This window comes from Citricoccus sp. I39-566 (assembly GCF_031432995.1).
GTDB classification, from domain to species: domain Bacteria; phylum Actinomycetota; class Actinomycetes; order Actinomycetales; family Micrococcaceae; genus Citricoccus; species Citricoccus nitrophenolicus_A.
The window spans coordinates 2,979,348-2,991,818 of the sequence record NZ_CP133842.1; the positions used below are offsets into that span (position 1 = coordinate 2,979,348).

Below are 12,471 nucleotides of genomic sequence, written 5' to 3' on the forward strand. Positions count from 1 at the left end.
CACCCAAGGGGAGAGGTGGCATGACACGATCCGGACGGCAGACCTACACCGTGGGGGACCACAGCCTCTCCGTCTCCAATCTCGGCAAGGTCTTCTACCCGGTCACCGGGACCACCAAGGCCGAGGTGATGGAGTACTACCTGGCCGTGGCCCAGGTGATCATCCCGCAGGTGGCGCAGCGCCCCGTGACCCGCAAGCGCTGGGTCGACGGCGTGGGCACGGCGGAGCAGCCCGGCCAGGTGTTCTTCCGCAAGGACCTCGAGGACTCGGCGCCGTCCTGGATCCCCGTCGGCCGGATCACGCACTCGGAGCGCACCAACACCTACCCGCTGGCCAACGACCCCGCCGTGCTCGCCTGGTTCGCGCAAGTGGCCGCCCTGGAGCTGCACACCCCGCAGTGGCGGTTCGGCCGGAACGGCCAGCCTCGCAATCCGGACCGGCTCGTCCTGGACCTCGACCCCGGGGAGGGCGCCGGACTCACCGAATGCGCGGAGGTGGCGCGCTGGTGCCGGGACATCCTGGCGGACATGGGCATGGAGTCCTTCCCCGTCACCTCGGGTTCCAAGGGCATCCACCTCTACGCGGCGCTGGACGGCCAGCACAACGCGGACGCCATCAGCGCCGTGGCCCACGAACTGGCCAAGGCCCTGGAGGCCGACCACCCGGACGAGGTCATCTCGAGCATGCGCAAGGCCAGCCGCGCGGGCAAGGTGTTCGTGGACTGGAGCCAGAACAACGGGTCCAAGACCACCGTCAGCCCCTATTCCCTCCGGGGACGGGAACGACCGTGGGTGGCCGCCCCGCGGACATGGGAGGAACTGGAGGACCCCGACCTGCGGCACCTGGAGATGAGCGAGGTGCTCCAACGGGTCGCCGAGGGACAGGACCCGCTGGCGCCGCTGGGCTGGGTGCCGGACGGCGCGGAAGGGGACGACGCCGGCCGCTCGCCGAGCGCGCGCGGCCACGGCAACGGTTCGGGCACCGGCCCCGCGGCGGACCGCCTCGCGACGTACCGGTCCATGCGGGACGCGAGCAAGACCGCGGAACCGGTGCCGGAGGAGGCGCCGGTGGAACGGCAGTTCGGCGGGGCCGAGCGGCCGTCCTTCGTCATCCAGGAGCACCACGCCCGGCGCCTGCACTGGGACTTCCGGCTCGAGCACTCCGGGGTGCTCGTGTCCTGGGCCGTGCCCAAGGGGCCGCCCCTGGACACGGAGAGCAACCGGCTGGCCGTCCAGACGGAGGACCATCCCCTGGAGTACGGAACCTTCGAGGGCACCATCGCGAAGGGCGAGTACGGGGCGGGTGAGGTCACCATCTGGGACGCCGGCACCATCGAGATCGAGAAGTGGCGGGAGGGCAAGGAGGTCATCGCCGTGCTGTCCGGACGGCCGGACGGCGGCCTCGGCGGGGTGCCGCGGCGCTACGCCCTGATCAACGCCCCCGGCATGGGTGGGGAGAACAACTGGCTGATCCACCTCATGCAGGACCAGCCGGAGTCGAGCACCGGGAGACGCGCCGCGAAACCAGCCGCGAAACCAGCTACGAGAGCTGCGGAGGACGCCGCGTTCACGGTGGCAGACCTGCCCGCGCCGATGCTGGCCACCTCCGGCCAACCCGCTGACCTCGCGGCCGACGAGGAGTGGGCCTACGAGATGAAGTGGGACGGGTACCGCCTCCTGGCCGGCGTGTCACCCGGGCAGGTCGCCCTGGCCAGCCGCAACGGCAAGGACCTGACCGCCGACTACCCCGCCCTGCAGGAGCTGACCGGCCTGCTCACCGGTGCAGCCGCCGAATACGGCGGGGCGGTCCTCGACGGCGAGCTGGTAGCCCTGGACGCACAGGGCCGCCCGGACTTCGGGCTGTTGCAAGAGGCCAGTGGCCGCACCAGCCGGGGCACGCGGCGTCGGCCGGGTCGGTCCGGCCCGGCCGCCGAGACGGCCCCGTCGGGGATCGACCTGCGATACCTGGTGTTCGACATCCTCCAGTTGGGGCCGCCCGGCGCCTCCGGGCGGCAGGTCCGCTCCCTCCTGCGCACCCCCTATGGTGAGCGTCGAGAGGTGCTGGAGGCCGCTGTCGGGAACGGGGACGTGGTGTCCGTGCCCCCGGGATACCGCGGGACGCTCGCCCGGGCCCAGCAGGCCAGCCGTGAGCTGCAGCTCGAGGGCGTGGTGGCCAAGCGGAGCGACTCGACCTACCGGCCGGGCCAGCGCAGCTCGGCGTGGATCAAGCTGAAGCTGCAGCAGCACCAGGAGATCGTGGTCATCGGAGCCCGCCGGGGTCAGGGCGGCCGCGCCGGGGGCATCGGCTCGCTGCTGCTGGCGGTGCCCGATGCCTCCGGTGAGCTGCACTATGCCGGCCGGGTGGGCACCGGGTTCACGGCCGCACAGCTCGAGGAGGCCGCCTCCAAGCTCCGGTCGATCCGCCGCAAGACACCACCGGTCCGGGATGTCCCCGCCGCGGACCAGTCCGATGCCTGGTGGGTCCGGCCCCGACTGGTGGGCGAGGTGAACCTGGCCGGCCGGACCCGGTCGGGCCGGGTCCGCCAGGCCTCCTGGCGGGGCTGGCGGCCGGACAAGGACCCTGACGAGGTCCGGTGGGAGACGCCGTGAGCCCTCGCGGAGTCAGTCAGGGCGCCGTCGAGGGCTCGGAGTCGGACGGGGTGTCGGCGTCCGGGTTGTCCGGGGTGGATTCGGCCGCGTCACCGGGACGGTCCGGCTCGTTGCCCGGCTCGGTGCCGTCGCCGCCCGTGGCGTAGCGGTCCCGGGAGCCGGGATCGTCGAACGGGGAGTCCTGCGGCGTCCGGAACTCCTCGGTGGGATGGGACCCGGCGGCCTCGCCCATGTAGTCGAACCACTGCGGTCCGGCCAGGGTGCTGCCCCAGAAGTCCTCGTGCGCGGTCCCGTTGACGGGCACGTCCGCCAGCGTCCTCAGGCCGGTGTAGTTGCCCACCCAGCTCGCGGTGGACAGGCCCGAGGTGTAGCCGATATACCACGTGGAGGACTGGGAGTTGTTGGTGCCGGTCTTGCCGCCCATGGGGATCTCCCGCACCTGGTCGGGCTGGCCGGCCTCCTCGGCGTTGCGGTGGGCGATGTTGGTCAGCGTCTCGTTCAGCTGGGCGACCACCTCGGGATCCAGCGCCTGCTCGCACGCCGGGGCGCCGACGTCGTACTCCTCGCCGTTGGTGTCCTTGACGGAGAGCAGGGACCGCGGGGCGCAGTACTCGCCGTCGTTGGCGAAGGCGGCGTAGGCGGCGGCCTGGGTCATCGGGGCGAATTCCTCGGAGCCGAGGATGAAGGACGGGTTGGCCGGGTTCAGCGGCTCCCCGTCGTCCGCCCGGTGCACGCCGAGCCGGGTGGACACGTCCGTGATGTCACACAGGTCCAGCTCCTCGGCCATATTGACCATGACGGTGTTGATGGACCAGTACAGCCCGAAGTCCGCGGTCATCTCCCGCTTCATGTCATCGATGACGTTGTTGACCTTCCACTCCTCCGCGATGGCCGTGGACCCGCCCTCCAGGCAGGAGGCCTGGAACTCGGAGCCGGCCGGCCAGTGGTCCTGGGAGGCGTCCACCATGTCATACATGGAGCGCCCGCCCTCCAGCCAGGCGGCCGCCACATAGGGCTTGAGCGAGGAGCCGCCCTGGAAGCCGTTGCCCCCACCCTGGGCCGCATCCACGTTGAGGTTCAGCATGGTGTTGCCCGCGTCCGTGTCCTCCTCGGGGTGGTACCGGGTGTTCTGCGCCATCGCCTTGATGTTGCCGGTCCCCGGCTCCACGGTGACCAGCGAGGCCCCGGCACCGGAGTCGTCACCGGTGGGGACGGTCTTCTCCACGGCCTGCTGGGCGCGGCCCTGCAGGCCGGTGTCCAGCGTGGTGGTGATCTCCAGTCCCCCGCGGTTCAGCAGTTGCTCGCGGGACTCCACGTCCGGGCCGAAGGCGTCGTTCGCGAGGATCTCGTGCGTGACGAAGTCACAGAAGTAGGGGGCCTGGGACGCGGAGATGCAGCCGGTGGACTCACGATGGACGTCCAAATCCAGCCCGGACCCTGCGGCCTCGTCATGCTCCTGCTGGGTGATCTTGCCCTGCTCCAACATCGAGTTCAGCACGATGTTGCGCCGTTCCACCGAGGCCTCGGGGTGCGTCTCGGGGTTGTAGCCGTTCGGGGACTTCACGATCCCGGCGAGGGTGGCCGACTGGGCGATGTCCAGCTCCGCGGCCGGGACGCCCCAGTAGTACTGGGAGGCGGCCTCCACCCCGTAGTTGCGTCCCCCGAAGAGCACGATGTTCAGGTAGCCCTCGAGGATGTCCTCCTTGGACAGGTCCTGCTCCACGGAGACCGCGAGCTTCATCTCCTTGAGCTTGTCCGCATAGGTCTTGGTGCCGGAGATGGTCAGTCGCTCCTCACCGCGCAGCATGTCCGCGTTGATGAGCATGTTGTTGACGTATTGCTGCGTGATGGTGGAGGCGCCCTGCTGGGAGCCGGAGGAGGCGTTGGTGACCAGCGCGCGGCCGACGCCCTGGGGGTCGACGCCGCCGTGCTCGTAGAAGCGCTCGTCCTCGATCGCGATGATCGCGTCCTGCATGTTCTGGCTGATCCGCTCCAGCTCCACCGGTTTGCGGTTCTCCGCGTAGAACGTCGCCAGTTCGGTGCCGTCCTCGGCCAGGATGCGGGAGGGCACGCTCACGGGTTCCTCCCGCAGCTCCGCGGGGAACTGCTCGATCATCTTCTGGCCCGTCGCCGCCGTGGCGCCTCCCGTGACGGCCAGGGGCAGGAACAGTCCCGCCACCAGCAGTCCCGCCAGGGCACTGACTCCGAGGAAGGAGAGGATCTTTCCGGCCGTGGTGGACGTCGCTCTGCGGACAAGACTCATTCGAGTCACGGTGTCAGGAGTTCCTGAACGTATCCTCAATGTCCGCCCCCCGAGCCTCCCGCCCGCGGTCCTCCCTGTCCGCCCCCCGAGCCTCCCGCCCGCGGTCCTCCCTAGAGCACCATCGCGGCGATGATCCCGCCGAAGAACAGCGGGATGTTGAAGTGCACGAAGGTGGGCACGCAGGTGTCCCAGATGTGGTGGTGCTGGCCGTCCACGTTCAGTCCGGAGGTGGGGCCGAGCGTCGAGTCCGAGGCGGGAGAGCCGGCGTCGCCGATGGCTCCGGCCGCGCCCACCAGGGCCGCGGTGGCCAGCGGCGTGAACCCGACGGCGGCGCACAGCGGCACGAAGATCGCGGCCAGGATCGGGATGGTGCCGAAGGAGGAGCCGATGCCGATCGTCACGAGCAGGCCCACCGTCATCATCACGATGGCGGCCAGCAGCTGGCTGTCCCCGATCAACCCGGTGGCTGAGGCCACGAGCGAGTCGACGGACCCGGTCTCTGTGAGCACGGACGCGTAGCCGGAGGCCACCAGCATGATGAAGGCGATGGTGCCCATCATCGTCACGCCACCGTGGGCCAGCTCGTCCGAGGACCGCCACCGCTCGCCGCGGAAGACGAAGATGATGAGCACCCCGCCGAGGGCGGCGATGACGAGGGAGCCGAAGACCAGCTGGAGCACGAGGGTGACCGCGAGGGCGATCAGCACGACGATGTGCTGGCGGGTCCACGCGCCGCCGGAGCCGGAGCTGTCCGCCCCGCCCGTGGCGGACGTGCCGAGTGCCGCCGCCCCGGGACCGGGGGCCGCGTCCCGGTACTCCCGGGGGCGGCGGTAGGTCACCAGGATCGCGATGACGAGACCGATCACCATGGTGGCCACGGGGATGGCCATGGCCAACGGGATCTGGGAGAGCTCGATCTCCATGCCGTGGGCGGCCAGCTCCCCCAGGATGATGTTCTGGAAGATCAGGCCGAACCCGAGCGGGATGAGCATGTAGGGCGCCTTGAGGCCGAAGGTCAGGGCGGTGGCCACGGCCCGGCGGTCCAGCTTCATCCGGTTGAACACCGCCAGCAGCGGCGGAATGAGGATCGGGATGAAGGCAATGTGGACCGGCACCAGGTTCTGGGAGAAGCAGGCCAGCCCGGCGATCCCGAAGAGCGTCATGGCCCGCTTGCCCTGGATCCTCGGCAGGATCCAGCGGATGAGCTTCTCCGTGATCCCGGAGCGGGCCACCATGACCGAGAGGATGCCGAGCAGGATGTAGCTCAGGGCCGTCTCCCCCTGGCCGCCCAGTCCTCCGACGAGCGTGGACATGGTGTCCTCGATGCTCAGCCCGGACATCAGCCCGGCCACGAGGGCCGCGATGAGCAGGGCGACGATCACGTTCACCCGGGCCAGGCTCAGGGCCGCGAGGACCACGACGGAGACGACGACGGGATTCAGGAGCACGGTGGTGGGACCTCGGTTTCGTGGGGGCGCGATGTGCGCCCCGAAGAGTGTACCGGCCGGGCCCGGCCACCACTCCACAGGTGTCGGACCGGGTCATTCCGTCCCCCACCGGCCGCCGCCCGCTCCCCCAGCCTGCGGCGGGTACGATGACCCTCCCTACGCGGCGACCGCGGGCCGACACCCGTGGGGTTGATCGGGCTACCTCACGACCTCACGGTGGCTGCCGTCCACCCGGCGCGTCCATCCACGGGCGTCGAGGTGCTCGAGCAGCGGGATCGCCACCCGCCGGGAGGTGTCCAGCGCCTGGCGGGCCTGGCTGGTGGTGAAGGGCTGCTGGAGACGCGCCAGTTCCCGCATCGCCCGCGCCGGGGCGGTGGGCAGCAGGACCACGTCCCCCAGCCGCAGGATCCGGCCGGCGCGCTCGGCGGCGGCCAACGCCTTCGCCCCGAGATCCAGGGCGGTGAGGTCATCGCCCTCCGGGGCATCGAAGGGATGGCGTACCAGCCGGGCCTCGACGGCGGCGACGGCCTCCTCGGCCGGGCCGAGCCCCGCGCGGTGTCCGGGACGGCGGATGTACCCACCCTCCAGCTCCAACCCGGCCTCGGCGACGACGGCATCCACCAGGGCGTCGTCCCGCATCGCGGTCAGATCCCCGGGCCGGGCACCCGTGCCCCACAGGTCGGCGGCCGCGCCGCGGGAGACGCCCCGGGCCAGAGGATCCCGGGTCGCCAGCTCCTCCACCGCCGTCGCGAGGCGTTCCGCCCAGCCCCGCAGCACGGGCCCATGGACCCACCACTCGCCGAGGATGCGGATCTCCTCGGGTTCCCGTTCCGTGCTGCCGGCCTTCCCCTCGGTCGCGGCCCCTCCCGCCTCCACTCCCACCAGGCCGAGCCTGCGGAGGAACCCGACCCGCACCGCGCCCCGGCGCAGCACCTCGAGCCGGGCGCTGCCCCCGCTCGGCACGGTCTCCAGATGCGCCGCATGCCGCCTGCCGTCACCCCGCCGGGTCAGCGCCGGCGGATCCACATCCAGCACGTGCGCGCCGCCGAACACCGAACGGCTGCCGGGATCCCGCAGCACGAGCCGGTCCCCGGGGACGAGCGGGAGGGCCCGGTCCAGGGTGAGGCGCGCGTGGCGTGCGGAGAAGGGCCGGACATGGGCGGAGACCGTGGCGGTGCCCACGTGGACCAGCAGGTGCCCGGGTGTCTCATCCAGCCCGGCCCCGGAGCTGCGGCGCACGTCCACCGTCTCGGCCAGCGGCCACGCGCCGGGCGTCACGAGGGCGTCCCCGCGGTGGATCGACTCGGCGGGGACCCCGCGCAGGTTGACGGCCACGCGGCGGGTGGGACCGACGGAGGACTGCGGCTCGTTGCGGCTGTGCAGCGCACGCACCGTGACGGACCGCGGGCCGCCCTCGCCGAGCACCTCGAGGCGATCGTCCTCGGCCAGGGTGCCCGCGGTCAGGGTCCCGGTGACCACGGCCCCGGCCCCCCTGACCGTGAACGAGCGGTCCACCCAGAATCGGACCCGCCCGCTCGCATGGGGCGCGGGCAGACCGGCCAGCACGTGGTCCAGCTGCTCGCGCAGCCCGTCTCCCCCGTCCAGTCCGGCTCCGGTCACGGCGGACACGACGACGGCCGGGGCCGTGGCCAGTCCGGTCCCAGCCAGCTCGGCGCGGGTCTGGGCCAGGACGGCGTCCACCCGGTCCGGGGCCCGGTCCGCCTTGGTGACGACGATGATCCCGTGGTGGAGGCCGAGGGCGGCGAGGGCGTCCCGGTGGTCGCCGGACTGGGCCTGCCAGCCCTCGTCGGCCGCCACCACGAAGCACACGGCGGGCGCCGGTCCGAGCCCGGCGAGCATGTTGCCCAGGAAGCGCTCGTGCCCGGGGACGTCCACGAAGGCGACGTCCCGCCCGGAGGGCAGCACGGTCCAGGCGAAGCCGAGGTCGATCGTCAGTCCGCGGCGCTTCTCCTCGGCCCAGCGGTCCGGCTCCATCCCGGTGAGGGCCCGGACCAGGGTGGACTTGCCGTGGTCCACGTGCCCGGCGGTGGCGATGACGTACACGTCAGCCGCCGCCCCGGTCGGAGCTGCCGAGCCGCGCCAGGGCCGCGCGGACCGCGTCGGCCAGCCGGCCGTCGTCGGGCTCGGGGATGCAGCGCAGGTCCACCATGCAGGCGCCGTCATGCACGCGGGGCAGCACGGCGGGCCGGCCCGTCCGCAGCAGGGGCGCCAGGTCCTCGGGCAGGCTCACGGCCCAGCCGGCCAGGGGGACCCCGGGTGCTCCCCCGCCGCCGACGCGGCCCTCGTGGGGCACGACGGGCGCTCCCACGGCGGCCCCGAGCCGCTCGGCGCGCTCGTGGAGCCGTGCGGGGTCGGCATGGAGGGCTCGGGACACCGGGGTGGGGCCGCCGGCCAGGGTGGCCTCGAGGGCTGCCAGCGTGAGCTTGTCCGCGCGCACGGCGCGGGCCAGCGGGTGCCGCGCGAGAGTCCGGATCGTCTCGGCCCGGCCCAGCAGGATTCCCGCCTGGGGGCCGCCGAACAGCTTGTCCCCGCTGGCGATCACGACGTCGGCCCCGCCCTCGAGCGCGCCGGTCAGGTCCGGCTCGTCGGGCAGGGCGGGGTCCGCGGTGATCAGCCCGCTGCCGACGTCCACGATCAGCGGCAGCGCCCTCCCGTGCTCGGCCTCGTGCTCGTCGGCGAGGGAGCGCAGGTGCTCGACCGGCACGGCCGAGGTGAACCCGTCCACCCGGAAATTGCTGGGATGGACCTTCAGCAACCCGGCGGTCTCGGGGCCGATGGCGGCGGCGTAGTCCGACCGGTGGGTGCGGTTGGTGGTGCCGACCTCGCGCAGCCGGGTGCCCGTGGAGGCGATCAGATCCGGCAGGCGGAAGCCCGCCCCGATCTCCACGAGCTCGCCCCGGCTGACGACGAGCTCTCCGTCCCCGGCGAGCGCCGTGGTGGCCAGGACGAGGGCTGCGGCGCCGTTGGTGACCACGAGCGCGTCCAGGTCTGCGGGGACTCCGCCCGGGACGGCCGCGAGCAGGGCCTCGCGGGTGCCCGCGCCGCGCCGGGCGCGCTGGCCGGTGGCCAGGTCCAGCTCCACGTCCACATAACCGCTCGCGGCCACGAGGGCCGCCACGGCGGCGTCCGAGAGCGGAGCCCGGCCCAGGTTGGTGTGGACCACCACGCCGGTGGCATTGAGGACCGGGCGCAGGGAGGTGGCCGAGCGGTCCTCGAGGGCGGCGAGCAGGGCGGGCCGGACGTCCTCCGGGGGCAGCTCCCCGCGGCGGGCCCGGGCCTGGACCTCGCCGACGAGCGAGCGCAGGACAGGTCCGCTCAGCCGCGCCCGGGCCTCGAGGAGCTCCGGCAGGGCCAGCAGGTCGTCCGTCCGGGGGATCCGGCGCCGGGGGTCCTCCGCCGGCCCCGGTGATGCAGCGGTCACGGGCTCTCCTTCCGGTACCGCCAGGCGGCGAGGGTGATCGACCTGCCCGTGTCCGGCGGGCGTGGGGTGACGTTGGCGGAAGCGGACGGGAATCGAACCCGCCAGACCGAGATGCTCGGTCTCACCGGTTTTGAAGACCGGGGGGCCCACCAGGACCCAGACGCCTCCACCCCCGAAACTACCAGCAGGCGGCGGCCCGCGCCGGTGTGCGCCGTGGTGCGCGCGGCGGCACGGACTAGGGTGGCGGCATGGAGCCCACCACGACGACCACCACGGATTCACGCGAGGACCTGAGCCAGATCAAGCTGACCGGCTACGCCCACGGCGGCGGCTGCGCCTGCAAGATCCCGCCGGGCGAACTCGAACAGGCCGTCCGCGGGCTGGGCGGGCAGACGAACCCCGGGGTCATCGTGGGCCTGGACGACGGCGACGACGCCGCCGCGGTGCTCATCCGGGAGGGACTGGCCGTGCTCTCCACCGCGGACTTCTTCACCCCCATGGTGGATGACGCCTACGACTGGGGACGCATCGCCGCCGCGAACGCCCTCTCGGACATCTACGCGATGGGCGGCACCCCGGTGGTCGCCATCAACCTGGTGGGCTGGCCGCGCGGGGTGCTGCCGATGGAGCTGCTCACCGAGGTGCTCCGCGGCGGACTCGACGTGGCCCGGCAGGCGGACACCCCCGTGATCGGGGGCCACACGATCGACAACCCGGAGCCGACCTACGGCATGGCCGTCACGGGCACCGCCCATCCGGACCGCCTCCTGCGCAATGACGCGGCGGAGCCCGGGCTGCCGCTGACGCTGACCAAGCCCCTCGGCGTCGGTCTGCTGAACAACCGCCACAAGCAGACCGGGGAGGTCTCGCAGGCCGCGATCGACTCGATGACCTCCCTGAACCGGGAGGCCGCGGCCGCCGCCCTCGCCGCCGGGGTCACCGCCGCCACCGACGTCACCGGATTCGGCCTGCTGGGCCACCTGCACAAGATGGCCCGGGCCTCCGGTGTCGGCGCCGTGATCGACCGCTCGGCCGTGCCCCTGATCGAGGGGGCCGCCGAGGCCCTGCGGGAGGGCTACATCTCCGGCGGGACTCGCCGCAACCTGGACTGGGTCCGCCCGCACGTCACCTCCGGGGCCGGGATCACCGAGGAGGACCTCCTGCTGCTGGCCGACGCCCAGACCTCGGGCGGGCTGCTGGTGGTCGGCGAGGTCCCGGGCTATCCGGTCATCGGGGAGACGGTGTCCGGCGCGGGGATCTCGGTGCGCTGAACGCGTCCGTCATCTCCTCGAGCTCCATCCCCTTCGTCTCCGGCACGAACCGCCACACGAAGACGAGGGACAGGGCCGCCATCGCCGCGTACAGCCCGTAGGCGAGGGTCAGCCCCACGTCCGCCAGCAGCGGGAACGTGGTGGAGACGGTGAAGTTGGCCGCCCACTGGGCCGCCGCGGCCACCGCCAGGGCCCCGGCGCGGATGCGGTTGGGGAACATCTCGCCCAGCAGGACCCAGACGAGCGGGCCCCAGGTAGCGCCGAAGAAGACCACGAAGGCATTGGCCGCCACGAGGGCCACCGTGGCCCAGGCCCCGCCCAGTTCAGCGGTCGTGGTGCCGTCCGCGGCGGTGGTCAGGGTGGCGAAGGAGAACGCCACGGCCATCAGGGCCAGGGAGACGGCCATGCCCGCGGAGCCCACCAGGAGCATGGGGCGCCGGCCGACCTTGTCCACCAGCAGGATCGCGATGATCGTCACCACGATGTTCGTGACCGAGGTGATCACGGTGACGGTCAGGGCGTCTGACTCGCCGAAGCCGACGGAGCGCCAGAGCGTGGTGGAGTAGTAGAAGATCACGTTGATGCCCACGAACTGCTGGAACACCGAGAGGGCGATCCCGATCCACACGATCGGCTTCAGGCCCATCAACGCCCCGCGCAGGTCCCGCAGTGACTCGCGCTGCTCCGATTCCAGGGTGCCCCTGATCTCCTGGATCTTCAGGTTGACCTGGTCCACCCCGGTGAAGTCGTAGAGCACCTGGGCGGCCCGGTCCAGGTCCCCCCGGGCCACGAGGAACCGCGGTGACTCCGGCAGCCGGAACGCGAACAGCCCGTAGGCCACGGCCGGGACCGCCTCCGCCATGAACATCCAGCGCCAGGCCTCCAGCCCCCACCAGAACGGTTCGGCGGCTCCGCCGGCCATGTTGGCGAACAGGGCATCCGAGAGCAGGGCCACGAAGATGCCGGTGACGATCGCCAGCTGCTGCAGCGAGCCGAGCCGGCCGCGCACCCCGGCGGGGCTGACCTCGGCGATGTAGGCCGGGGCGATCACCGAGGCGGCGCCGACGCCGAGGCCGCCGATCACGCGCCAGGCGATCAGGTCCCCGACGCCGAAGGCGAGACCCGATCCGATCGCGGAGACGAGGAAGAGCACCGCGGCGATCAGCATGACCGGGACGCGGCCCAGGCGGTTCGCCACGGGACCGGCGAACCATGCCCCCAGGGCACAGCCGATCAGCGCCGAGGACACCGCGAAACCGGTCAGGCCGGGGCCGAGGCTGAACTGTTCGGAGAGGGCGTCCACGGCCCCGTTGATGACCGAGGTGTCGAAGCCGAACAGGAAGCCGCCCAGGGCGGCGGCGATGCAGATGCCGATCACGCGGGAGTTGAGCCGCTTGGTGGGGTCTTTCGTGGCCATGGTGTTCCTCCGGACGGCGGT

The 12,471-nt window shown here is 72.4% G+C and carries 7 protein-coding genes and 1 tRNA gene; 2 read left to right on the forward strand and 6 right to left on the reverse strand.

Going from position 1 to position 12,471, the window contains the following annotated elements; translation table 11 throughout:
* Nucleotides 1-20 precede the first annotated feature (20 nt).
* Nucleotides 21-2,609 (forward strand): ATP-dependent DNA ligase, encoded by a 2,589-nt coding sequence (locus tag RE421_RS13570; protein WP_309810980.1) that lies wholly within the window; start codon nucleotides 21-23, stop codon nucleotides 2,607-2,609.
* 16 nt (nucleotides 2,610-2,625) lie between these two features.
* Here the strand turns inward: RE421_RS13570 and RE421_RS13575 are convergent, their stop codons facing one another.
* The 5 genes from RE421_RS13575 to RE421_RS13595 all read right to left on the reverse strand — a co-directional run bounded on the left by RE421_RS13575 (nucleotide 2,626) and on the right by RE421_RS13595 (nucleotide 9,930).
* Nucleotides 2,626-4,872 carry a transglycosylase domain-containing protein gene (locus RE421_RS13575; RefSeq protein ID WP_309810982.1) on the reverse strand — a complete coding sequence of 749 codons (2,247 nt, stop codon included), beginning with the start codon at nucleotides 4,870-4,872 and terminating at the stop codon, nucleotides 2,626-2,628.
* A gap of 110 nt (nucleotides 4,873-4,982) precedes the next feature.
* Complete coding sequence (locus RE421_RS13580; protein WP_309810985.1) at nucleotides 4,983-6,320, reverse strand: SLC13 family permease; 1,338 nt, start codon at nucleotides 6,318-6,320, stop codon at nucleotides 4,983-4,985.
* 198 nt (nucleotides 6,321-6,518) lie between these two features.
* Complete coding sequence (gene selB, locus RE421_RS13585) at nucleotides 6,519-8,384, reverse strand: selenocysteine-specific translation elongation factor (RefSeq protein ID WP_309810987.1); 1,866 nt, start codon at nucleotides 8,382-8,384, stop codon at nucleotides 6,519-6,521.
* Between the two features lies 1 nt (nucleotide 8,385).
* Entirely contained in the window at nucleotides 8,386-9,762 is a 1,377-nt protein-coding gene (gene selA, locus RE421_RS13590; protein WP_309810991.1) for an L-seryl-tRNA(Sec) selenium transferase, read from the reverse strand.
* A gap of 73 nt (nucleotides 9,763-9,835) precedes the next feature.
* Nucleotides 9,836-9,930: transfer RNA gene (locus RE421_RS13595), tRNA-Sec, on the reverse strand.
* Between the two features lie 80 nt (nucleotides 9,931-10,010).
* Between RE421_RS13595 and selD the strand changes: the two genes are divergently transcribed.
* Entirely contained in the window at nucleotides 10,011-11,033 is a 1,023-nt protein-coding gene (gene selD / locus RE421_RS13600) for a selenide, water dikinase SelD (protein ID WP_309810994.1), read from the forward strand.
* Here the strand turns inward: selD and RE421_RS13605 are convergent.
* Nucleotides 10,990-12,450, reverse strand: coding sequence for a sugar porter family MFS transporter (locus RE421_RS13605; RefSeq protein ID WP_309810996.1), 1,461 nt, complete (start codon nucleotides 12,448-12,450; stop codon nucleotides 10,990-10,992). The genes selD and RE421_RS13605 overlap by 44 nt on opposite strands.
* Nucleotides 12,451-12,471 lie beyond the last annotated feature (21 nt).